The sequence below is a fragment of the Thermogutta hypogea genome, from assembly GCF_055386265.1.
This window is the reverse complement of record NZ_AP042425.1, coordinates 2,753,481-2,777,708: the sequence shown is the minus strand read 5'-3', so window position 1 is coordinate 2,777,708 and position 24,228 is coordinate 2,753,481. Positions and strand designations below refer to the sequence as shown.

General features: G+C 63.5%; 16 protein-coding genes. 11 read left to right on the top strand and 5 right to left on the bottom strand.

Features of this window, described 5'->3' with window-relative positions:
- Positions 1 to 386: 386 nt before the first annotated feature.
- The 10 genes from ACZ5B4_RS09980 (at position 387) to ACZ5B4_RS09935 (ending at position 13,272) form a co-directional block, all read left to right on the top strand.
- Entirely contained in the window at positions 387 to 1,550 is a 1,164-nt protein-coding gene (locus ACZ5B4_RS09980) for a S1C family serine protease (protein WP_464911080.1), read from the top strand.
- A 121-nt stretch (positions 1,551 to 1,671) separates the two neighbouring features.
- Positions 1,672 to 2,730, top strand: coding sequence for a YhdH/YhfP family quinone oxidoreductase (locus ACZ5B4_RS09975; protein ID WP_464911079.1), 1,059 nt, complete (start codon positions 1,672 to 1,674; stop codon positions 2,728 to 2,730).
- 239 nt (positions 2,731 to 2,969) lie between these two features.
- Complete coding sequence (locus ACZ5B4_RS09970) at positions 2,970 to 3,272, top strand: hypothetical protein (RefSeq protein WP_464911078.1); 303 nt, start codon at positions 2,970 to 2,972, stop codon at positions 3,270 to 3,272.
- Positions 3,273 to 3,372: 100 nt separating this feature from the next.
- Positions 3,373 to 3,954 carry a thermonuclease family protein gene (locus ACZ5B4_RS09965; protein ID WP_464911077.1) on the top strand — a complete coding sequence of 194 codons (582 nt, stop codon included), beginning with the start codon at positions 3,373 to 3,375 and terminating at the stop codon, positions 3,952 to 3,954.
- 381 nt (positions 3,955 to 4,335) lie between these two features.
- Complete coding sequence (locus tag ACZ5B4_RS09960; protein ID WP_464911076.1) at positions 4,336 to 6,054, top strand: sodium:proton antiporter; 1,719 nt, start codon at positions 4,336 to 4,338, stop codon at positions 6,052 to 6,054.
- 407 nt (positions 6,055 to 6,461) lie between these two features.
- Positions 6,462 to 7,376: an electron transfer flavoprotein subunit beta/FixA family protein gene (locus ACZ5B4_RS09955; RefSeq protein WP_464911075.1), complete on the top strand. Its 915-nt coding sequence runs from the start codon at positions 6,462 to 6,464 to the stop codon at positions 7,374 to 7,376.
- A 106-nt stretch (positions 7,377 to 7,482) separates the two neighbouring features.
- Complete coding sequence (locus tag ACZ5B4_RS09950; protein WP_464911074.1) at positions 7,483 to 8,514, top strand: electron transfer flavoprotein subunit alpha/FixB family protein; 1,032 nt, start codon at positions 7,483 to 7,485, stop codon at positions 8,512 to 8,514.
- A 137-nt stretch (positions 8,515 to 8,651) separates the two neighbouring features.
- Complete coding sequence (locus ACZ5B4_RS09945) at positions 8,652 to 10,394, top strand: acyl-CoA dehydrogenase family protein (RefSeq protein ID WP_464911073.1); 1,743 nt, start codon at positions 8,652 to 8,654, stop codon at positions 10,392 to 10,394.
- A gap of 156 nt (positions 10,395 to 10,550) precedes the next feature.
- Positions 10,551 to 11,312 (top strand): enoyl-ACP reductase FabI, encoded by a 762-nt coding sequence (locus ACZ5B4_RS09940; RefSeq protein ID WP_464911072.1) that lies wholly within the window; start codon positions 10,551 to 10,553, stop codon positions 11,310 to 11,312.
- A 31-nt stretch (positions 11,313 to 11,343) separates the two neighbouring features.
- Entirely contained in the window at positions 11,344 to 13,272 is a 1,929-nt protein-coding gene (locus ACZ5B4_RS09935; protein ID WP_464911071.1) for an ABC-F family ATP-binding cassette domain-containing protein, read from the top strand.
- Between the two features lie 121 nt (positions 13,273 to 13,393).
- On the opposite strand, the gene ACZ5B4_RS09930 is transcribed toward ACZ5B4_RS09935, so the two are convergent.
- From ACZ5B4_RS09930 to ACZ5B4_RS09910, 5 genes are all read right to left on the bottom strand, one after another.
- Complete coding sequence (locus tag ACZ5B4_RS09930) at positions 13,394 to 14,851, bottom strand: WD40 domain-containing protein (RefSeq protein ID WP_464911070.1); 1,458 nt, start codon at positions 14,849 to 14,851, stop codon at positions 13,394 to 13,396.
- Between the two features lie 79 nt (positions 14,852 to 14,930).
- On the bottom strand, positions 14,931 to 17,393 hold the full coding sequence (locus ACZ5B4_RS09925; RefSeq protein ID WP_464911069.1) for a DUF1549 domain-containing protein: 2,463 nt from the start codon (positions 17,391 to 17,393) through the stop codon (positions 14,931 to 14,933).
- 205 nt (positions 17,394 to 17,598) lie between these two features.
- A complete protein-coding gene (locus ACZ5B4_RS09920; RefSeq protein WP_464911068.1) occupies positions 17,599 to 20,115 on the bottom strand; it encodes a PPC domain-containing protein in 2,517 nt (838 codons plus the stop codon).
- 84 nt (positions 20,116 to 20,199) lie between these two features.
- Complete coding sequence (locus ACZ5B4_RS09915) at positions 20,200 to 21,525, bottom strand: DUF1501 domain-containing protein (protein WP_464911067.1); 1,326 nt, start codon at positions 21,523 to 21,525, stop codon at positions 20,200 to 20,202.
- A gap of 560 nt (positions 21,526 to 22,085) precedes the next feature.
- Positions 22,086 to 22,538, bottom strand: coding sequence for a DUF1844 domain-containing protein (locus ACZ5B4_RS09910; protein ID WP_464911066.1), 453 nt, complete (start codon positions 22,536 to 22,538; stop codon positions 22,086 to 22,088).
- Between the two features lie 615 nt (positions 22,539 to 23,153).
- Between ACZ5B4_RS09910 and ACZ5B4_RS09905 the strand changes: the two genes are divergently transcribed.
- Entirely contained in the window at positions 23,154 to 24,197 is a 1,044-nt protein-coding gene (locus ACZ5B4_RS09905) for a TIGR03009 domain-containing protein (RefSeq protein ID WP_464911065.1), read from the top strand.
- The last annotated feature ends 31 nt before the right edge of the window (positions 24,198 to 24,228 follow it).

Genomic DNA, 24,228 nt, shown 5'->3' with positions numbered 1-24,228 from the left:
AACCGCATGTTCACATCCGGTCCGTGTCGAAACTTTGGTGAAGTCGCCGTCGAATCTCGACGGGTTGCCGGCGAGACGCCTCACGCTTGGATTCTCCCTGCGATCGGTTAGTCGGCGGGTCGCAGGCGGGTTACAATTGGGAAAGCGTCCGAAGTTTCCGGCCGGCTTCACCGTGCAAGAGGAACTCGCACCGCGGCGAGGGGTTGGTTAGTTCGCCGGAACTTCACCCCTAACAAGAGCGTTGTGGGAGTTGCGCCCGCTACGATCCGGCGACAAGAGAATTGCCGGCTTCGACGGGTGCGGGGCGCTGACGGTCGGTGAACGGTTCCGTGTTGGATTGGGTCCGAGCTATGCCACTACATGCGCGAAGACGATCTCGATTTCTCGTGCGGTTTGCAGTGATGGCGGCGGCTTCGTCTTGCCTATTGCTCATGGTCGGTTTGTCCGCGGCTTGGGCGCAGTCGGCGGTCGGTCGGCCGGCCGTGCCCACGGCGCTGGAGAAGTACGGACCCGTGAGCGAAGAGACTCGGGCTGCGCTGATCCGCGAACTGTCGGAGAAGGCGGCCGTCCTGGAGGCCCAATCGGCCGTCGTCCGCTTGGTCGCGAAGATCGTGGGGCCGGCCGTGGTGCATATCGAAGCCCAGGTGCCGGGACGCCGGGCCTTGCAATCGGGGTCGGCAAGACCCGTCGAAGAGGCCGGTTCGGGGATCCTTGTCAAGCTCGGCGACCGGTTGTGCGTCTTGACCAATCGCCATGTGGTGCGAGATGCCGAGCCGGAAAAGGTACGGATTCATTTGGCGGACGGGCGCTTGATCCAACCCACCGAAATCCGCAGCGATCCGGCGACGGACGTGGCCGTGCTTACGGTGTCCGCACCCAATCTCGTAACGGCCGAGATCGGCGACAGCGACCAACTGGATATCGGCGATTTCGTATTGGCATTCGGCAGCCCCTTCGGGCTGAGCCATTCGGTGACGTTCGGGATCGTCAGCGCCAAAGGGCGACGGGATTTGGACCTGGGCGATTCCAATGTGCGGCTTCAGGATTTCCTTCAGACGGACGCCGCCATCAATCCGGGCAACAGCGGCGGCCCGCTGGTTGATTTGCGAGGTCGCGTCGTCGGCATCAATACGGCGATTGCCAGCAATTCGGGCGGCAATGAGGGAATCGGCTTCGCCATCCCGATCAACACATTCCTTTGGGTTGCACGGCAGTTGGCGGAAACCGGGACGGTGCGGCGGGCCTTCCTCGGGGTTTCGCTGGATGCGCGATTCGACGCCGCGGCGGCGCAAGCGGCCGGTCTCGATGCCCGAGTGGGAGCCCGCGTCGTCACGGTCACGCCGGACTCGCCCGCCTCCGCCGTGGGACTTCAACCCGGCGATATCATCTTACGCTTCGGCGAGCGCATCGTCGAAGACGACGCCCATCTGGTCTACATGGTCAATACCTCGGAGATCGGCAAGGAGGTGGAGCTTCAGGTGTTCCGGGCGGGGCAAATCTTTACGGTGAAGACGAAGCTCGTTTCGCGGCCGGATTCGGCCGGTTTGTGAAACCGCGTCGCCGGATGCAAAGGGTGCCTTCCGGGGATCTTGGTATGCGCGGCGTTGCGGGTTCTTACTCGCCTGCGCAGCCGGCCGCGACGGCGACACATCGCTTGGAGAATCCACGGCCGTGACGGAACCCAGCGCCCAATCCTTTGCCTTGCCGGAATCCTTTCGCTGTCTTTGGGTCGAGCGAACGGAGGACGGCACGGTCCGCCGTTCCCTCGTCTCCCGGCCCTTGCAGGAGTTGCCACCGGGTGAGGTTCTAATTCGTACGGCCTACTCTTCACTGAACTACAAAGACGCCCTCGCCGCGAACGGTCATCCCGGCGTGGTGCGACGCTTTCCCCACATACCCGGCGTCGATGTCGCGGGCACGGTCGTGCGGTGCGAGACGTCCGATTTCGCACCGGGAGATGCGGTCGTGGTTACCGGCTACGATTTGGGCGCGGGACGGTGGGGCGGCTATGCCGAATATGTTCGTGTGCCGCGTGAATGGGTGCTGCCTTTGCCCGACGCCCTTTCTTTCTTGGAAGTTATGACCTACGGTACCGCCGGACTGACGGCCGCGATGTGCGTCCATGCGCTTCTGGATCACGGCATCACACCGGAGAAAGGCGAGGTGGTCGTCACCGGCGCCTCGGGCGGGGTGGGCAGTATCGCCTTGGCCGTCTTGGCCAAGCTCGGCTTTCGCGTGACGGCCGTGACGGGAAAACCGCAGGCCGTCCCGCTCTTGAGAAGCCTGGGCGCCGCCGAGTTCCTCTCTCGCGGCGACATGCAGGATGCAAGCGAAAAACCGCTGCTCTCCGGCCGTTGGGCCGGTGCCGTGGATACGGTCGGCGGCCGCGTTCTGACGACCGTGCTGCGCTCGTTGAAGCACGGCGGTTGCGCCGCGGCCTGCGGATTGGCGGGCGGCAATCGGCTCGAAATGACCGTCTATCCCTTCATCTTGCGCGGAGTCACCTTGGCCGGCATCGATGCCGCGTATGCCGAGCCTGAATTCAAGCGGCGGATGTGGTCGATGTTGTCCGGACCCTGGCGCGTGGATCGACTGGCGGAATTGCGGTGCGTGGTGACGCTCGCATCGCTGGAGCCCTATTTCGGCCGAATCTTGGCGGGTGACGTGATCGGACGCGTGGTGATCGAGATCGGCGGTGACGTAGCGCCGGGGCATGTCGATAACGCCTAAGGCGGCGGCGACCTTGAGCAGTTCCCGCACGTGTGCAAGGGGTGATGAAGTCTCGGCGCGGAACGTTCGCACGGCCGTTTGTCAAGCGATAACCAGGCCCGTAACGGAATGTTGCGGGTCGCGAAAAAAGTCGTGAAATCCGCTATTGCTCCCATATCGTTCCGGCTATTACTATGAACTTGTTGGGGTTAGGGCTCGTGGCGAGACCGGATTAGCCGGGCTGGAAGGGAGAGCGGCCGATGATTCGCTACCTGTGCGATTTGTGCAAGCGGGAAATCGATCCCGTCAGCGAGACTCGCTACCAAGTCAAGATCGAGATTGCGGCGGCCTTCGATCCGATGGAAGAGGACGAACCGGACGACCGCGATCATCTGGAAGAGATTCACGATCTCCTGGAACGATTCGAAATTCACGACGACGAGGCGTTCGAGCCGGCCCACGTGGTTCTGACGTTCGATTTGTGCTCCAAGTGCCGCAAGCGTTTCTTGCGAAATCCCCTGGGACGCGGTGCGGCTCGCGCTCTCGGTATGAGTGACAATTGAGCCTCCGCTCGATGGTCGGTCGGTCGGTCTTGCCGATAGGGCGTCGCCGGTGTGGGGCGAGGTCCGTTGGTTGTTGCTTCTCCTTCGCGGAAGGCCGTTGATGGCGTCTCGTCGTCGCTCCGCCCGCCGATCGCCCGCCACATTCTTCCCTAGGTCGCGCCGTCGCTGGTCGCCCGGGGCGCTCATCCTGGTCGCTCTGATCCTGCTCTTGTTGCGGCTGCTTCATCGCGGCGAGAATCCGTTTTCGAGCAGCCCTTCCGAACCGCCGGCAAGCGGCGAGTACGCGGTGGAACGCGTTGTGGACGGGGACACGCTGCTGTTGGCCGGCGGCGAGCGCGTTCGCCTACTGGGAATCGACGCCCCGGAGTCCGTCAAGCCGAACAGCCCCGTCGAGCCGTTCGGTCCCGAGGCATCGCAGGCGGTGCGGGATTATGTCCGCGCGGCGGGCGATCGGATTCGGTTGGAGACGGAGAACAAGCGGGACAAGTATGGAAGGCTGTTGGGAGTCGCCTGGGCGGGTGATATCTGCATCAACGAGGCTTTGGTGGAAGCCGGTCTGGCGCGCGTGGATCGGCAGTATTCCTACCCCCAAAGTCTCAAAGCGAGGCTCCTTGCGGCGGAAGCGCGAGCGAGGGCGGCACGCCGCGGAATATGGATGCAGGAAGACGCCGCCGAACCTTAAACGCGATCCATTCGGATCTCGCTCAACGTCCGGATCCTTCTCAACGGCGCGCTCGGCGTGTATCCATTCGCGGCTCGCGCGACGCGGCCCGCGCGGCCGGTACAGCCGATCGAATCGCCATTCTCGGTGGAATTCCCTCAATCGCGCCTTCTGCCCCGGCTGGTGGATCAGGGCCGAATGATCGAAAATTACGATCTATGTTTTCTTGAGCTTGGCGGCACGGGAATGAGCCGTTCGTATCGGAACGGCCGCGGAGTACTACGTTTCCGGGCGCGAGAGGCGGCCGGGCACGTTGGGAGATTCCACGACCGGGCCGCCTTCCCTTGCATCGGGTTGAGTCGGGGACCGCCGACCCTCCTTCCGGCAGACAAAGGAACCGGTATGTCGCACGAACATGTGACGTCTCCCCAGGCGCAAAGGCGATTGGTGTACGCCCTGGGCGTGTTGTTTGTGATTTATGCCGCGGCTTTGGTGGCCGGCTGGCCGCAAGAAGCCACGCGCTTGATCGTGGATGCCGAAAGTCACACCCATCAGGCCGCGACGACGAGCGAGGGGCATCACGGCGAAGCGGCTTCGGATGTCCGGGAGGAATCCCCTCACAATCAGGCGACCGCTGCATCGCAGGGGGAGAGTGAGGCGAACGCCGAATCGCCGCACGCGGGACAAGAATCCGCGGGCGAACAGGTGCCGGCGCAAGCCGAGAATCAGGCCGAGCACGCGACGGCGAAAGAACATCCGCCTTACTGGATGGTGGCGCCGTTTGCGGCCTTGCTACTGGTGATCGCCGTCTTTCCACTCTTGCCGTGGACCGAGCATTGGTGGGAAAGCAATCTCCACCGCTTCTATGTCGCATCGGCGCTGGCGGCGGTGACCCTGGCTTATTACCTGTTCATCTACCCGCATCCCGTCGAGGGACACTGGCCCGCCCATTATCTGAGCGAACCGTCGTCCTCCGGGCTGCATTGGGGAAACACCTGGGCGGTCTTCGCCAACGCCATTCTGGGCGAGTATGTGCCGTTCATCGTGCTGCTTTTCAGCTTGTACACCATCAGCGGCGGTATCCGCATCGAGGGCGACCTGCGCCCCAAACCCATCGTCAATACCGCCATCATCGCGGTCGGCGGCGTCTTGGCGAGTTTCATCGGCACCACCGGCGCGGCGATGCTGTTGATCCGACTTCTCTTGGACACCAATTCCGAACGCAAACACATCGTACACACGGTGGTGTTCTTCATCTTCGTCGTCTGCAATTGCGGCGGGTGCTTGCTGCCGATCGGCGATCCGCCGTTGTTCTTGGGCTATCTCCGCGGCGTGCCTTTCCTGTGGACCTTCCAATTGTGGAAGGAATGGCTGTTCGTGAACGGATGTTTGTTGGCCTTCTATTTCCTATGGGATACGCTCTATTTCTATCCGCACGAGGCCAAGCCCGATCTGGCGGCGGATGCGCAGCAGGTCCGCGGGATGCGGATCAGCGGTGTGTGGCCGAATTTGCCGCTTTTGGTCGGCGTGGTCCTGGCGGTCGCGCTGCTGGATCCGACCAAGGCGATCCCGGGCACGGACTTCCATCCGCCGCTGTATCTCCGCGAGATCGTTCAATTGGGGCTGGTTGCCGTATCGCTGATCTTGGGGGACGAGGCTTCCCGCCGGGCCAATCAGTTCAACTATGCGGCGATCATCGAGGTGGCGGCCTTGTTCTTCGGCATCTTCATCACCATGCAGCCGCCCTTGCAGATTCTGCACGTGGTGGGGCCGCAATTGGGGCTGCATTCGCCCGCCCAATTCTTCTGGGCGACCGGTGTCTTGTCGTCGTTCCTCGACAACGCCCCGACGTACGTGGTCTTCTTCGAGACCGCGCGGACGCTTGGGGGGACCGAGCTGGTTCCGCCCGGCAACGGTGTGGACCACGCTTTGCTGGTCGCGGTGAGCCTGGGGGCCGTGTTCATGGGCGCGAACACGTACATCGGGAACGGGCCGAATTTTATGGTCCGTGCGATCGCTGAAAAGCGCGGCATCAAGATGCCCAGTTTCTTCGGCTACATGGTTTACAGTGTTTGCATCCTGATCCCGCTGTTTGTCCTGACCACGTTCCTGTTCCTTTGATCGGGGGAGTGAAGAGTTCCGGTCGGCAATCGCCGGCGACGAGCAGGCGGTAGTAGCGACCGGGCCACGCTTTGGGATGGGATTTTGCCACTCGGGCGGGCGGTTTTCCTGGTCGGAAACCGCCCGCTTTTTCCGTTGATTCGGGGGGCAACTGGCGTTCTGCGTTCCGTTTCGTTAGGCTACAATATCCATCTTACCACCGGGAATAATGCGGTGGCGGGCTGGGCGACGTGCCGCACGGCGGCTGAACCGTACTCCCCATTGCGGAGTCGCCGCGCCGGCGCTGCCGAGCCTTTCGATCCTGCCGGCACGGATTATTGCCGATCAGCAATCCCTTTTGCCGCGGCAGGTTCGATGTTCCCACGTTTCCGATCCGGCAGGCTCCCTTGCATCGTGGAGAGCGGATAGTGCCTTACGACATCATTGTTTGCGTGAAGCAAGTTCCGGACACGGCCAATGTGACGGCCGAGGCGATGAAAGAGGACGGTACCGTGAATCGTGCCGCCCTCCCCACGATTTTCAATCCCGAAGACCTGAACGCCTTGGAAGCGGCCCTGGACGCGAGGGATCGGTTCGGCGGAACGGTGACGGTCATCAGCATGGGGCCCCCCAAGGCCGCCGACGTCCTCCGCGATTGCTTGTTTCGCGGGGCGGATCGGGCGATTCTTCTCACGGACCGTCGGGCCGCCGCCAGCGACACCTTGGCCACCAGCTACATTTTGGCCCGGGCGATCGAGACGATCGGGCGCTACGACATCGTGATGTGCGGCCGACAGGCGATCGACGGCGACACCGCCCAGGTCGGGCCGCAGATCGCGGAAAAGCTGGGCATCCCGCAGGTGACTTACCTCGAGGAATTGGTCCATCTAGAGGGCGACCGCGCACGCATCCGCCGCAACGTCGGCAACGGTTGGGAACTGGTGGAAGTCCGTTTGCCCGCCTTGATCACCGTGATCGCCACCGCCAATCAGCCGCGACCTCCGGCCGCCCGGCGCGTCATGCGGTATAAGCGGGCACGAGTGCCCGCCGAGATCGAGGCCGAGGTCAAGAAGTCTCTGGGCGGCGTTTCCGACGAGGAGATCCAGGACGAAATCGGACGGCGCATCGAGGAATTCCGCCGTCAGGGCCTGCTCATCGAGCAATGGAATCTGGACGACATCCACGCCGAACTGGACCGTTGCGGTCTGCCCGGCTCGCCGACCAAGGTTTTTCGCGTGCAGGCCATCGTTCTTTCCAAGAAGGGGTTCACCGAGATCCCGCCGACCGAAGAAGGCATCGGGCAACTGATCCACGAGCTGATCGTTGAACGCACCTTGGGTTGACCCGGCGTCACGCTTCGGCCGTCGCGCACCGGCGAGCACGGCTCGGAATACGTCAGATCATCGTTCCAGGCAAACAGCAGTCCTTTCCACGAACACGGCAAACGCCATGATTGATGTCAACCGGCAAGGCGAGGTTTGGGTCTATGCGGAGCAGGAAGACGGCTCGCTGCACGATGTCGTCTTGGAGCTTTGCGGCAAGGCTCGGCAATTGGCCGACACCTTGAAGGTTCCGGTGGGAGCGGTCCTGCCGGGGCATCGGGTACGGGGCCTGGCGAAGAAACTCATCGCGCATGGTGCCGACCGGGTGTATGTGGTGGACGACGCCAGGTTGGCCCATTTTCAGACGCTGCCCTACGCTCGCGTCGTGACGACGCTCGTCGAACGCCGCCGGCCGCAGATCGTCATGTACGGGGCCACGCCGCTGGGCCGAGACCTGGCGCCCCGGGTGGCTTCGGCGCTGCGGGCGGGGATGACGGCCGATTGCACCGACCTCCAGATCGGCGACGTGACCGATCCGAAGACCAAGGAGACGCACCGCAATCTGTTGCTGCAAATTCGGCCCGCCTTCGGCGGCAATATCATCGCGACCATCGTCAACTATGATCGCTGGCCGCAGATGGCGACCGTCCGCGAGGGCGTCATGCCCATGCTTCCCCCGAATCCCGACCGCAACGGCGAGATTGTGGAGGAAACCGTGGAGTTGGACGAAGCACTCCTGGCCTTGCGTCTGCTGGAGAGGCACGTCGAACCGCGGAAGGTGAATCTCAAGGGCGCTCGGGTGATCGTGGCGGGCGGCGGCGGCGTCGGCAGCAAGGAGAATTTCCGCCTCATTCACGAGTTGGCGGGCGCGATCGGAGGTGCGGTCGGGGCCAGCCGCGCGGCCGTGGACGGCGGGTATATCGGTAAGGAGCATCAGATCGGCCAGACGGGCACCACCGTTCGGCCGGCGCTGTACATCGCGGCGGGAATCTCCGGAGCGGTGCAGCACCGGGCGGGCATGGAGGAGTCCGCCAAGATCATCGCCATCAATACCGATCCCAACGCTCCCATTTTCTCCGTCGCCCATTACGGAATCGTCGGGGATTTGAAGAAGGTCATTCCCATGATGATCAAGGCCTTGCGGGAAAAACGTCGCTGAGACGACGGCAAGCCGCCGGGCGATGCGACGAAGGAGGAGCCTTCGCGAGCCGCCCTCCCGTCGGCTTCGCCGGCCCTGGCGAAAGGTGATCGAAGTTCAGCCCCATCAAAACGGGACCCGCTTGAGGGAGAACCAACGTGGGTAATTTTTTCCTGGATAACGAAGATATCCGATTCCTGTTCGATCATATCGACCTGCGGGAGGTGGCTTCCGCGCAGGAGGCGTACGCCCGGAACGGTGACGCGGATTACGTTCCCACGGACGTGGAAGACGCCGTGGACAACTACCGTCGCGTCTTGGAGATCGTGGGCCAGGTCGCCGCCGACGTCATCGCGCCTCACGCCGAGACCGTGGATCGGGAGGGCAATACGCTCAACGAGGATGGGACCGTCACCCTGCATCCCCTGGTCCGCGAGAATCTGCGGCGGATGGCTCAGGCGGATTTGATGGGCTTCACGCTGCCGCGAAAGTACGGCGGGCTGAATTGTCCCAACATCATTTACACGATGGCCACGGAAATCGTCAGCCGGGCGGATGCTTCCTTCATGAATCTGTTCGGCCTCCAGGGCATCGCCGAGACGATCAACGCCTTCGCCGACGACACGATCAAGGACGAGGTCCTGCCCCGTTTCGCGTGCGGTGAGGTGACCGGCGCCATGGTGCTGACGGAACCCGACGCCGGGAGCGACTTGCAGGCGGTGCGCCTCCGCGCGTATCAGGACGAGCAAGGTGTTTGGCGGTTGAACGGGGTCAAGCGATTCATCACCAACGGTTGCGGCGAAATCCTGCTGGTGCTGGCGAGGAGCGAACCGGACATTCACGACGGCCGCGGCTTGAGCCTGTTCATCACGGAACGCTGCGAGAGCGTCCGCGTCCGACACCTGGAGGAGAAATTGGGCATTCACGGCTCGCCGACGTGCGAGTTGGTCTTCGAGGATACGCCGGCCCGGTTGATCGGCGAACGTCAACGCGGCTTGATTACATACGTGATGGCGCTCATGAACGGCGCCCGGGTCGGAATCGCCGCGCAATCGTTGGGCATTGCGGAGGCGGCCTTCCGCCTGGCCCGGGTTTATGCCCATACGCGGCAGCAATTCGGCGTGCCGATCGAGCGTCTTCCGGCCGTGGCGGAATTGGTGACGGAGATGAAGATCGCGGTCGAGGCGGCCCGCGCGTTGACCTACGAAACCAGCCGCATCTGCGACTTCGAGAACAACAACCTGCGCATCTTGGAAACGGTCGACAACCTCCCCGCCGACGAGCAAAAGCGGCGGAAGCAGCTCAGCCGTACGCTCAAGCGTATCAACGGCATGTTGACGCCCATGAGCAAGTACTACGCGTCCGAGATGTGCGTCCAGGTTTCGAACGATGCGATCCAAGTTCTCGGCGGGTCGGGGTACATGAAGGATTACGCGGCGGAGCGTTACCTCCGCGACGCCCGAATCACCACGATCTACGAGGGGACTAGCCAATTGCAGATCGTGGCCGCGGTCCGCGGCGTGGCCTCGGGATCCTTCGAGAGCTATACGGCCGAGCACGAAGGCAAGTCCTACGAGGATCCGCAGCTCGAAGAGTTGAAGCAACGGCTGATCGAAGGTCGTAAACGGATTCAAGAGGCCGTTCAGTTCGCCAAATCGCAGGCGACGGCGTTCTTGGATCTTGCCGGGCGACGCCTGGTCGATTCCGCGATCATCGTCATCGTGGGGCATTTGCTGTTGGGACAAGCGGCAGCCAATGACCGCAAGCGCCGGGTCGCTCGGCGATTCATCGATACCCGCATGCCCCTGCTGGAAATGAATTGCCGCCAAATCCTGAGCGGCGACACGTCTCCTTTGGACGAGTACGACGTCTTGGCGGGACCGGTGCCGTCCCTTGCTTGAGGGACGGCGGGACGGGATGGCGACCGGGCCGAGGACGGCGCGCTGCTTCCCATGGAGAAGCTCGGTCTCGGCAGGATTCGCCGCGTATAATTCCCAACCCAGGCGACGGGTGGTACGTGCGCGGCCGTTTCGAGGGTTTAGCGAACGATGGCTCTGATGAAAGATAAAGTCGGCTTGATCATGGGCGTGGCCAACGATCGCAGCATCGCTTGGGCGATCGCGGAGCGTTTGCACGCCGAGGGCGCGGAGTTGGTCTATACCCATTTGCCCGGCCCCTCCAGCGAGCGGCGCGTCAAACGCTTGGTGGAGTCCCACGAACCCAAGCTGGTGCTCCCGTGCGACGTCCAATCGGACGATAATATCGCGGAGGTTTTCACGGCCATCGACGACGCCTACGGCCGGCTCGATTTCGCCCTGCACGCCATCGCCTTCGCGCCGCCGTCCGAGCTCCGCAATCCCTATGTCGAAACGACTCGAGAGGGGTGGCACTTGGCGATGGATATTTCGGCCTACAGCCTGGTGGCCGTCAGCCGCGCCGCCAAACCGCTCATGGAGGACGGCGGTTCCATCGTGACCATCAGCTACTTCGGCGGAGAGAAGGTGATGCCGGGTTACAACCTGATGGGCGTGTGCAAGGCCGCCTTGGAGCACAGCGTCCGCTATCTGGCTTGGGACTTGGGGCCGAGCAAGATTCGCGTCAATGCCGTCAGCGCCGGCCCGGTGCGGACGCTCAGTTCGGCCGGCATCTCGGGTTTCGACGAGATGCAGCGGCATGCCGCGGAAAAAAGCCCCCTCCGCAGGAACGTCGAGTTCGAGGAACTGGCCTCCGTCGGCCTGTTTTTGCTGGGGTCCGAATCTTCCGGGATCACCGGCGAGGTCGTCCACGTCGATTGCGGTTACAACATCGTGGGCTTGTGACGGGCGGAAACGGCCCGAGTCTCCTTCCGCCATGATGCTCGTTCACATCGAAGGTCTCCGCAAGCGTTACGGCCCGCAACCGGTCTTGGACGGTGTGAACCTGGACGTCTTCGCCGGGCGGAGGATCGGCCTGGTAGGCCCCAACGGGGCTGGGAAGACGACGCTGCTGCGGATCATCGCCGGGCAAGAGGAAGCCGACGGCGGGGTGTGCGAGACGGTGGGATCACCGCGTATCGGCTACTTGGAGCAACACCCGCGGTTCGAGCCGGGACGCACCGTGCGGCAGGAGGCCGCCGCCGCGCTGGAACCGTTGTATCGTCTCCAGCGCGAAGCGGAAGAGACCGCCGCGCGGCTCTCCCGCGCGATGGCGGACGACGAACATCGCCGTTTGGCCGCGCGATTCGATCTTCTTCAGCAAGAACTCCACCGCCTGGACGCTTACCATCTGGAGCACAAGATCGAGCGGGTGCTGGAGGGCTTGGGTTTTACGCCGGCGATGCTGGAGCAGGAGGCGGCCCGGCTCAGCGGCGGCGAGCAGAATCGCCTGGTCTTGGCCCGGCTCTTGCTGGCCGAGCCGGATCTGATGTTGCTGGACGAGCCTTCCAATCACCTCGATATCGACGCCGCTCGCTGGCTGGAAGGATTTCTGTCCGAGCATCGGGCGGCCATGATCATCGTCAGTCACGATCGCTTTTTCCTGGACCGCGTCACGAATTACACGGCCGAGCTGTTTCGCGGGACCGTGGAGTGCTATACGGGCAACTTTTCGGCGTACCTCAAGCAAAAGGAGGAACGCTTGCTGGTGGCCAAGCGGACGTATGCCAAGCAGCAAGAGGAAATCGCCAAAGCGGAAGAGTTCATCCGGCGCCACCACTACGGGCAAAAGGCGGCTCAAGCCCAAGACAGGCGAAAAAAGCTGGAGCGGATCGAGCCGGTGCCTCCGCCGCGGGAGATTCAGGCTCCGCCCATCGCCTTCACGCCCGCCGAACGCAGCGGCGACGTCGTCCTCCGCGTGGAGAACCTCGGGAAATCGTTCGAGAAGCCGCTCTTTCGCGGATTGGATTTCGAGATCGCCCGGGGCGAGCACTGGGGAATTCTGGGGCCGAACGGTTGCGGCAAGACCACGCTCCTCAAGTGCCTGCTGGGACGCGTCGCGCCCGACGAGGGGCGGGTCGTTCGCGGTCACAACGTCGAGATCGGCTACTTCGATCAGCACTTGGAGGACTGGGACGAGGACGTGCCCGCCGTGGACGCCGTGCTGACCACCGATACCGTGAACCCGGACCTGGTGGAACAGCGGCGTCGCGACCTGCTGGCCAAGTTCGGCATCACGCAAGATCGGGCCGTGCGGCCGCTGCGCCAACTCAGCGGCGGAGAACGCTGCCGCGTGGCCCTCGCCCGGCTGACGGCCGCCAAGGCCAACTTCCTGGTCCTCGACGAGCCGACCAACCATTTGGACCTTTGGGCCAGGGCGGCGCTCGAAAAGGCCCTCCGTCGCTTCGACGGGACGGTGCTCTTCGTCAGCCACGACCGATATTTCATCGATCAGGTGGCCGATCACCTGCTGGTCTTCGAGGGCGATCACGTCCGGGTGGTGTACGGGAATTACTCTTCGTACGCCGCGGCGGCGGAGAGCACGCTCAGCACTCGGTCTCAAGCCGCTTCCGCTTCCGACCGCGACTCGCGCCGAACAGGAGCGGGAGGCCGGGATGCCCTTTCCGGCAACCAAGATCAGGCCAAACCGAAACGACGTTTTCCCTATCGCAAGGTGGAGGACATCGAACGGGATATCCTGGCCCATGAGAATCGGGTGGCGGCCATCCATCAAGAGCTTGCTTTGCCGGAGACCCATCGCAGCGGGGAACGCGTGAAGCAACTCAAATCCGAATTGGACGAACTGGCCGAGAAGCTGCAACGGCTCTACGCCCATTGGGAAGAGGCGGTCGAACTCAATACGTGAGAATCACCCGAGCCGGCGCATGGCGGCCGCTTTCCCCAGGCGAAACCGGGAGGGACATCGACCGAAGCGGACGGCGGCGGCTTGGCGCGGAAAACGAGGCTGGGCGGAGCGTCAAGCCGGCTCATTGCGGCGCGGCGGGGTTCGTCGCCAGTTTGGCCAACTCTTGGCCGTCCTCCGTCTTCCAGAGGATGAAATCGCCGGCGAAATCTCCAGCCGCCAGGCGGGCACTGTCGTGCGAGACGGTGACGACCATGGCCAGATCGGGCAGGGGGCCGAACTGCCGAATCTGCCGTCCCGCGGCATCCCAGGTCTTGCAGAGGCGATCCCGGCCGCACGTGGCGAGCCTGCCGTCGCGGAAGAACTCGACCGCGGTGGCGCCGTCGGCATGGGCGTTGATGCTGCGAACCTGGCTGCCGCGCTCCATTTCCCAGAGTCGCACGGTCCCGTCTTGTCCGGCGGTGGCCAGCAGATTGGAGTCGGCACGCCAGCTCAGATCGTTGACCATGGCGGGATGGCCGGCCAGCGTCTGGTATTCGCGTCCCGTGTCGGCCTCCCAAACGGATACGCCGCCGCTGCGATCCGCCGTGGCCAGCAGAACGCCGTCCGGGCTGAACTCCAGGGCGGTCACCCAATCGGTGTGCTTCTTGATGGAGTAGATTTCGTTTCCGTCGGCGGTTTGATAGACCCGGACGATCTTTTGCGGGCCGCCGAGGGCGACGAGCTTGTTGTCGGGCGAGATGTCCGCAGCCAGCACCACGTCCAATTCATCTCCCAGCTCTGCCAGCCGGTTGCCGGTCTTGACGTCGAAGAGGACGACCATGCCTCGCAGGGCGGCCTTGCCTCCGCCCACTAGCAGGATGGAACCGGCTCGATTGAACTTGATGACATGCGGCGTGCCCTCGGGAAAGGGCAGGATTCCCAGCAGCTCTCCGGATTCGTTGTTGTAAAGTACGACTTGATGCTGCCCAGCCACGGCCGTGAGGGGAGCCCAGGGGGCGGAAGCCGCGGCGGTGACGGCTCCGGGCCGTGCCACGGTGGTTACCGGGGTCTTCGGCAGGTCTTCCGGCATGATCGGCGTGCCTTCCGGTTGATTGGCCGCGGTCGGGGACAAATCCATTTGGTTTTTGGGCTTGGCGGCCGTGGATCCAGCGTCCTTCAAAGCCCCGCCTTCGATCCAGCGTTTGATGAGCGAGAGTTTTTCATCCGGCAAGCGGTCCGCATTGGGCGGCATGAAGGGTTGCTCGCTGTGACTGACGAGCATGTACAGGTAGGAGTTCTCGGCGTCGCCGGGTTCCACCGCCGGACCGGATGCCCCGCCCGCCATGAGATTCTCGTAATTGTCCAACTTGAGATCGTTTTGGGCGCGGTTTTGATTGTGGCAGAGGAAGCAGTGCTCGCGCAGGATGGGTCGGACATGGTCCGCATAGGTGATTTTTTCCGCAGCCGCATCCTCGCCTTCGGCCGCGGCCGCCCAGCGGTGGGATATCGCCGCCCAAGCGACGGCGAGCACGCCGAAGGTCGCGATCGGCTTATTAATCCTGCGAAGAACGTTTCCTCGGCAAGAGGACGAAACATGCATGGGTACGCTCCTCAATGTGTCCGCGGCAAGATCGCCTTCGTATTGCGGCGGCAAGGGTCTCCGGTTCAATCGTCCGGCTTCAGTGGTTGAACACGAATTCCCGGGAATTGAGAACGGCCCAGAAGATGTCTTCCAAGCCTTCCCGGGGATTGGGCGCCGAGGCGAGAATCTCGGACAGCCGAGCCTGTTCTTCAGCGGTGGGTTCGCGGCTGAAGGCTCGAATGTAAAGTGACGCCACGATTTCCTCCGGCGTCTTTCCCGACTGCAACAGTTGTGCAATCAAGCCGCCTTGCCGGATCTTCGTCTCGACGGTCTGACCGTTGATGAGGTGGAGGGCTTGCGATAGGGTGGGCGAAGTCTTCACATCGCACGCGCAAACCGACTCGCGAGAGGATCGCCCGAACGTGGTCAAAAAGTAATTCGACGTGGCCCCGTCCGCGATCTGCACGGCACGCGCCCCGGCGGGCAGGCCGCGGAACTTCTCCTGCGTCTCGGTCACTTGATTGATGCAGTCGAGGAGGATTTCGGCCTGGATTCGGCGGGGAATGGCGCGGGCGAAGTTGCGAGTGTCCTCTGCGTTGGTGGGATTGCTTTCCAACGAGCGTTGATAGGTGTTGGAGTTGCAGATGTCGCGAACCAACCGCTTGAAGTCGAAGTCGTACTCGACCAGCTTTCGGCCGAGGGCTTCGTACAACTCGGGGTTGGAGGGCGGATTGCTCACGCGGACGTCGTCCACCGGTTCCACGATGCCGATACCGAAGAAGTGTGCCCAGATGCGATTGCCGAGGTTCACGGCGAAGAAGGGGTTCTCCGGCGACGTGAGCCACTCGGCCAGCACTTCCCGGCGGTCCTTGCCGGCCGTCTCCGGTTCAGCCCCGCCCAGATACTTGGGCTTCATCACGCGGTTATCCACGGGATGCCGCACTTCCCCGTTGCCGCGATTGAAGATGATGGTTTCGCGGTAGTCTTCGCCCGTTTTGCGGCCGATCTGGGCGAAGAACGCGGCGAACCCGTAGTAGTCGTCCATCGTCCAACGGTCGAAGGGATGGTTGTGACATTGGGCGCACTGGATGCGGACGCCCATGAAGAGCTGCGCGACGTTTTCCGTCGTCTTCAAGGTGTCGGTTTCCACCTGGTAGAAGTTCGTGGCGGGGTTGCGAAACGTTCCGCCGCCGGCCGCGAGCATTTCGCGGAAGAGTACGTTGACGGGGGTGTTCTTGGCGATGCCTTCCGTCAGCCATTGGTTATAGAGGAAGGCCGATTTGACGCTGACCGTGTTGCTGGATCGAATCATCAGCAGTTCCGCCCATTTCATCCCCCAAATCTCCGCAAACTCCTTTTGCTCCAACAGGCGGTCGATCACCGCAGCCCTTTTTTGGGCCGAACCGTCGGCCATGAATGCTCGCCATTCGTTCTCGGTCGGGAGGCGGCCCACGATATCCAGCGTGACGCGGCGGAGAAACGTGGCGTCGTCGCAGATCGGGCTGGGGGGGATTCGGAGCTTGGCGAGTTTGGCCAGGACCAGTTCGTCGATGTAGTTGGCGGGCGTCTCTTGGGGCGGCGCGTATTGCAGATCGGCGGGCAGCACGAGCACTTGCGAAGCGACGGTCTTGCCCTCGAAACGAGCCAAAACGAAGGCTTCCCCGCGCTTCCCCGCGGTTACGCGACCGTCCGCGGTAACCGCAGCCGAGTTGTCGTTATTGGAGATGAAAGTCACCCAATCGGTGACGTCCCGGTCCGTGCCGTCCGTGTACTTGGCCCGTGCGACCAAACGTTGCGAGGCGCCGGTTCCCTCCAAGACGGAGGACGCGGGAAAGACTTCCAGGTCCGCCACCTTGGGTGCCTGGTCGCCGTCGTAGGGCGCCCCGGCGCGGAGCCACTCGACCAGCACGCGATACGATCGGCTGTCGGGTTCAAATCGCTTGCCGCCGGTGTGCGGCACCGCTCCCACGGCCTTTTGGACCAGAAGCGATTCCTCCGGGACGGCCAGGTTGACGCGGCGGAAAGGAAGCTCGCGCGTGATGCGGAAGTGGTCGCCGGCCGGATCGTAGCCGAAGAGGGAAAGACGGAACCCGTCTTTGCCACGGGCTGCGCCGTGGCATCCTCCCGTGTTGCAACCGGCGCGGGAGAGGACCGGCATCACATCCAACGTGAAGCTGACTGGAGGCTTGGCGGCCACATTTTGCACGGATACCGGTATCTGAACCTCTTGGCCGGCGTGGCGAACCGTCAGCGCGGTCCGCCCGTCGCCGACGGGGATGACGCGATTCCCTTCGATGGAGGCCACGGCGGGGTCGGCAATTTCCTTTTCGGCGGCATCGGTAACGTCTTGCGTGACGCCGTCCGGACGAACCGCCGTTACGATGAACGTTTGGTAATCGAGGCCGTTGTCGAGGCGGATGTCCGGAGGAAAGGCGTGGAGTTGGAGGTTCGCAGTCGCGTTCGGCCCATCTTGCGCCCGGCCCTGCGACGCCCCCTGCATCGTCACCGACGGCACTACTAGTGCAATTACTAGCGCAGCGACGTAGTGCCGGAACGTCACGGCCCGGCTCTGGAAGGGAGGGCGACCGACGCCGGCGATTCGGCCGGACCGACCCGGGAATGCGGCGGACCTGTCGCGGCTTGGAGCCGCGTGTTGGGATGGCAGACAACCCGGTAATGCGATCATGACGAAGGCCTCATGCGGAATCGTGGGAGCTTTGGTAGCGGGGCATCAATACGGGAGTTAGTCGGAATCAAAACCCGAGTCATGGGGCTGCCGCGGTCTGGCGCTTTTGCCGCAGTTGTTCGAGGCGGCTGAGGGCCGGGGCGGCGGGCGGCGGCGCTTGCGCAACCGGCGGGGCATCGGCCTTGGGCGGAGCGGGCTTTTGAATCACCAACTCCCCAGGCCCGAACAGGTGCTCGACCGGTTCACCGTCCACGGTGACGACCGCAACGCAACGGAGCGACTTGTGTTGCCCCGGCGGGCTATCGGCCGACGTCTGAAGCGGGAATTTCAGCTCGGTGGTGTCTTTCGTCAGTTTCTGGGGTTCGGCCGTTACTCCCGGGGGCAAGCCGACCAACTCTGCGGTGGCTTCGCCCGGAAATTCCCGCGCGACCTGAACACGGACGAGGTACGGACCGCCTTGGCCCTGCTCCAACGCCATGTTGGGGAACTCGCAGGCGAAGAAGGGAGCGGCCACCTCCAAATCCGCCAACTGCGTGGAGACCGTGACCGCGCCGCTGCCCACGTCCGCCGTACCCAACACGGCGACCTTGTAGCGTCCCACGGCGGCCTGAGCGGTCGCGGTGATCGGTACCACGACCTCCTGGGCGTCGCCGGGTAGTGTTACGCTGGTGGGCGTGGAAAGCCCCGGCGGATTGTAGAGCATTTGCAGTTGGATCGGTGCCTGGAAGCCCTCGTTCCGTTTCGCGGCGACCTTCAACCGCATGGTGCCGCCCTGCACGATGGGAACCTTGGGCTGGATGATCTCCAGCGAAAACGGTGCCGGCGCCGTAACCGCGGCGGCGAGCCGATCCGACATATAATTCCAGATTTCGCGGTCGTTTTGGCCGCGGATCAAGGACGTGCGTTGTCGCAACCGCCCTTCCACGACTTGATCTCCCACCGTCGACCGCCCTATCAGATCCACCAGCCGACCGTTCGTCTCGGCCGACGCATCCGCCGAAATCAATACCGGCACGGCGCCGACTCCCGCCGGGATGGTGTCGGCTTGCACGGACAACCCGCCGGGCAGTTCGCCGAATTGCAGTACGGTTTCGGCATCGAAATCCGTCCGCTGGGCGGCCACCATGATTGCCAGGCGGTTGCCGCGGGGAACGGCCGCCGTGATATCGCTGAAGACCGTGCGTTCGGGCAGGGTGATGAGCAACTGCGGTTTGATCGGCGCCACTTCCACGCAGTAGATGTAGTCCGGTCCGCCGGCTAAGAGCTGATCCTGAATCGACAGGACGTATTCCCCGTCATCGGGCGCGGTAAAGCGGAGCTGGCTGTCCGGCCCGACGGCGTCGTCATTGCCTGCCACGCCTTGCCCCGTCGCCCGGGAGATCGTCAGGACCGAATCCAAGGGACTGCGCAGCTCACGGGCATAAACGCGAATATCCCAGGACTCGCCTTTCTTAGCGGGAAAGCGGAAACGGTCGTGATCTCCGGGGGTGCCGATCCTGCCGCAAAGAACGGCCGGAGCGGTGAACGCGGTGGTTTGATCGAAGGCATCATTCGGTTCGGCTTCGAGGACGCGTTCCCAGCTCGCAACGCGCACCCAATTGGGCGACGGCGCCGGCAGGGACTCGCGCTCCGCAAAGACGGGCGTGGTGCCCGACGCATCGGCCGGCAGCGACAGCTCTTGCTCCCAGGTGTTACCGGTTCCGTCCCGCCACTCGAACTTCAGGTTTTCGCCGGGTTTGGCCGCGGTGGGGAATACGGCCGTGGGACGCGGGAAATGCCCGACGTGCAAGCGATAGCGGCAGGCTTCCGACCCGCCGAAGGCGCTTTCGCGGAGTTCGATAAAATAGGTTCCGTCGGCAGGCAATCGGACGGATAAGCAGGCGTCCTGTCTCGCCACGGGACTGTCGTCCGCGGCCGCCAGCACGAAGCGGCGTTCGTCGGTCACGGCCAGATAGGGATCGAAGAACGACTCTCCCAGACGCAGCCCTTCCACCTCCACGTTCAGCACGTCGCCCGCTTTCCCGTCGATGCGGAAGTAATCGACGTCCTCGTTCAAGACCACTCCGTGAACCGTGACGTTCCAGGGGATGCCCTGCGCCTCTTCCGGTTTTCCGTTCGGCTCCGTTTCGTCCACGATGGGTAGCGAACCAACGGACAGCGTGATGAGGTTGCTGATGCCGGTCGCCGTCCGCAAACGCAACCCGACATCTCCCAGCGCGCAATCCGGTGCGATCGAAAGCCGTAATTTGACGCGGTTCGCGGCCTCGGCCGTCACACTTTGCACCGTGATCCCGGGCTTGTAGAAGAAGACCTCCTGGGCGTCGTCCAGCCGCTCACCCTCGAGGACGAGGTCCGTTTCGCCGCCGCGGGTGACGCCTTGAGGCACGGTCCGCCGCAAGACGGGATCGGCCGCCCGCAGCTCGGTCCCGGCCGTCAACGAAACCCATGCCGCCAGTCCTAGCAATACGACGAGCAGCGGCGGACGGCTATGCGGCAACCTTGACCACGTCAATGGGCCGATGGAAACGTCCCGAGAGGTTGGGGAGGCGAGGGAGTCGGTTGCCTGCGTCGCGGGATGTCGTTGTCGGGGAGTCATGGCGGGTCCTCTTGGTAGTCATGCGGCGGAAGGCCGGCGACACCGTGCAGACCGGGAATCGCCGTTTCCTTGCGTGGGCGGGAGTCAGACCAAAATGGAACGTCGCACGTCACCTTCGGCGGGTGCGATGGCCTGCGGCCGGCCGCCCGGCGCCATGAGCAGTTTGCGGGGATCGACGCCCAACAGGTGGTAAATCGTGGCAAAGAGGTCGGCCGGGTTCATGGCGTCCGCATCCGGTTCCGCGGCAGTGGCGTCCGAAGCCCCGTGAATGCAGCCCCGTTGAATCCCGCCGCCGGCCAAAACGATGCTGAAGACGCGCGGCCAGTGGTCGCGGCCGGCATCGCCGTTGACCTTCGGCGTGCGGCCGAACTCGGTGGATAGCATCACGATGACTTCGTCCAACAGGCCGCGGGAATCGAGATCTTGAATCAGGGCCGCAAAGGCCTGATCGAGGGCGGGCATCAACCGCCTGGTGCCGTCCACGATTCCGCGGTGAAAGTCCCAGCCGCCGTAGGACACGGTAACGACGCGCACGCCGGCCTCGACCAGCCGTCGCGCCATGAGCAGGCGCTGCCCTGCCTCATGACGGCCGTAGCGGTCCCGCACTTCGGCCGGTTCGGCCTCCAAATTGAATGCCTCCCGCGCGGATTGCGAGCTGAGCAGCTCGTACGCAGCCTGATAGAAGCTGTCCATGGCTTGCACGGCATCGGCCTTTTCCAGCGACGCGAAATGGGCGTTTACCGCATCGAGGGCGGTGCGGCGCCGCGCGAATCGCGACTCGTCCACGCCCGCCGGAAGCCCCAGGTCGCGGACCCGAAAGCTCCGCTGCGCGGGATCGCTGCCGAGACTGAACGGGCCGAAGGCGCTTCCCAAGTAGCCCGTCCCGGCGAACGGGTCGGGCTGGTTGGGAATGCACACGTAAGGAGGCAATCCGGCCTGGGATCCCAACTCGTGGCTGACCACGCTACCCAGCGATGGATAGACCAAGGCCGGGCTGGGCCGATACCCGGTGAACATGTTGTGCGTCCCGCGCTCGTGGGCCGCCTCGCCGTGCGACATGGAGCGCACGACCGTGATTTTGTCCGCGATGTCGGCGATCCGCGGTAACGTCTCGCTGAAAACCACCCCGGGAAGCTTGGTCTTGACCACGCCGAAAGAACCCCGGTATTCCAAGGGCGCGTAGGGCTTGGGGTCGAACGACTCCTGCTGGGCCATGCCGCCCGGCAAAAAGATGTGAATGATTCCCTTGGCCTTGCCGAAAGTTTCCGGTACGTTTTCCTCGGCTACGGCACCCCTCGCCCGGAGCAAGTCCCCCAGGGTGATGCCGAGCATTCCCAGGGCGCCGACCGTCAAGAATTCACGGCGGCTCGATCCGAAAAACGGATTTCCCTTGCAAGGTGACCGTTCCATAAAAACCTCCCAAACGTGGAACGAAAGTGCGGTGAAACTGATGCGGGACGACGCGGCAGGACGGTTGGAGCCTGATTGAATTTCCCGACCGAGAGAACGGGCACGCCGGCGAGCGGCCGACCGGCCTGAAAGCAACTCCGATCCGGCGACCCTGTGTGTGGACGATGCGACATGGCTGCGACCGGGTGGGAAAGCTTGGCTCGTGCGGGGAGCGTGGGGTGGCGACCGGGACAGCAAGTTCTTAGTCGCTATTTATGTCAGCCATTGTAGTTAATAATCAGCGCGAAGCAAGATCCCCAGGATGAGGCGACCGCGAGCCCGGGACCGGTTTTGCCGTGCGGTCGCCTGAATCAGAGGCGGGTTGTCCACTGAGAAACCGGGCCCGTGGATCAGGGACCGACGCATGACTCCGGCGAACTTTTTTTCGGACGCCGACTGCGGCCCGATGGACACTTTGGCAACCGGTATCCCCGTCGATGTCGATTCGGGGGTTCGGCTCGGCCGTTTGTTCGCGCGGGCGGAGGAGATCGGCTACGGCCGCGGAATGAATTTGCCCGAAATCATCCGCCGGTCGCAACTTGGGATTGGACTTGGACGAAGCCCAATCGCAGTTCGTGTAAGATTTGCTCCAAAGCAGCCGTTTCCTCGGGCGAAACATTGCCTTGGGTCGTGCGACGCAGCAACTCGATGGTGTCGATCAGATGCCGAGCGCGATTGAGTCGAACGTGAATCTTGCCCGAGATGGGATCCGGTAGCGAACCGAGGCAGCTCATGGCTTCTAAGGCCAGCACCCCCGCCAAAGAGGTAATACTGGGTGGTGGAAGCGGGGGATCGTCGGGGGCTGAAGAAGCCGTTCCGGAGGTATGTTTGGTCTGTTTCGCGCGAAGCTCCTCCCGTTCCCTTTCGACCTGGGCCTTCCAATCCTCGTCCACGATGATTTTCTTTTCCGCGGCCGCGCCTGTCGGTCGGTCGGCCGAATGCAAGGACGACGTGATTTCCGGTTCGTCGGCCATGCTGCTGCCTCCTTGTTGTGCGCAATGGCGAGAGGGGCCAAATCTTTCGTCGAGCTCGTTTTCCTCCACATTACCCGAGTATGGGCCGTTCGCGGCCGCGCGGGGCGGTGCCGGCCGCCTCCTCCTTCATTATTCGAGCCGGGCGACGGGGCATGTCAAGGCGTCGTGCAGCGGTATGCCAAGGTGTGGTCGCCTGCAAAAAACAGGCATCTATCGCAGTTCTAAGTAACAATGATGAGGGCGGAACAGTTAGGCCGGGTCAAATGCATTGGGCTGGGCAAGTTCATTAAGGGCTTAGGATCGATTGTGATCTTGGGTGCTCTCTCATGGCACATGTTAGTTTCCGGTCTGGGACAGTTAGCGTGGCGTTTCTGCCCGTGCATTTCTTCGGCAGGCGACGGCGTCGCGTCGTTTGACGGCTGATCCGCCGGCGCCCCAATTTCTTCATCTGCGACGGTGGGAATCCGCCGAAAGGCGAGACCGTCGAAGTGCTATCGGTGAAAATCCGTCGGCGTGATACAATTCGAGGCGCCGGCGTCGGGTCTTGGGTGGACTTGTCCGCGCGATCCCCACGTTGTAAATGCCCGGCGCCGCGTGAATCAGGGAGGATCAACGATGCCTTGCACGAGGATACATCACCGACCGTGCCGCCGAGACGGCGATCGAAACGGGAAAAGGACGATCTTCGCCTTGGGGATGCTGGCGGCCGCTCTGACATGCCTATCGGCCCAGGCCCAACAGTATGGAGCGACGGGAGGCCTGCCGTCGGCGGGCGGCGGCCCTTCACCGTACGTCCAACCCTCCGGCGTTCCCGCTGCGGGAGCCGAGGCGGCGGCGCCGGGCCGGGCGGCGGCTCCCCAACCCACCCTCCTTCCCCCGCCATTCGTCCTCTCGCCGGCCGAGCAGGCCAATCTGGAACGCGTGTTGAAGGCGTGGGAGGAACGCAGCGCGGCGATCAAGACCTTCGAGTGCGATTTCACCCGCTGGGAATTCGATCCGGTGGCCGGATCCCCGAATGAACCCGCTCGGATCAGTCGCGGCAAGATTCTCTATGCGGCGCCGGACAAGGGCTTATTCCGGGTTGATGAGGAGGTCCGCGAGGGACGGTTCCAGCCCGCCGTGCTGCCCGAGCGATGGCTGTGCGACGGCCGTTCCATTTACGAATATCGCTTCGAAACCAAGCAGGTCGTGGAGACGGTGCTGCCGCCGGAGCTCCGCGGCAAGGCCATCACCGAAGGTCCGTTGCCGTTTTTGTTCGGGGCGAGCGCCGAGTCGTTGCTCCGCCGCTATTACATGCGGATCATCACGCCGAACAACGTGCGTGATGAGATTTGGCTGGAGGCCCACCCCAAGTATCAGCAGGAGGCCGCCAATTTCCTGAAGGCGGAGCTGATCTTGAAGCTGCCCAATATGGAGGTCTTCGCCCTCCAGCTCTTCTACCCCAGCGCCCACCCCAGCACGCAGGCGCGCAAGGTCTATCAGTTCGAGCGGCTGAAAGTCAACGCGGTGGACCCCTTGCGGATGTTCAAGGAGGATCCGTTCAAGCCGAACCTGCCGGATCGTAGCTGGTCGCAGACGGTCGAGTCGTCGGGACCGGCTCCGAGCGGAACGGCCGCCCCCAGCCTCGGCGCGCGACCGACACCGCAGCTGCCGCGCTAAGGGGGCGACGGCTTCCGGGCCGGCGGCGCGA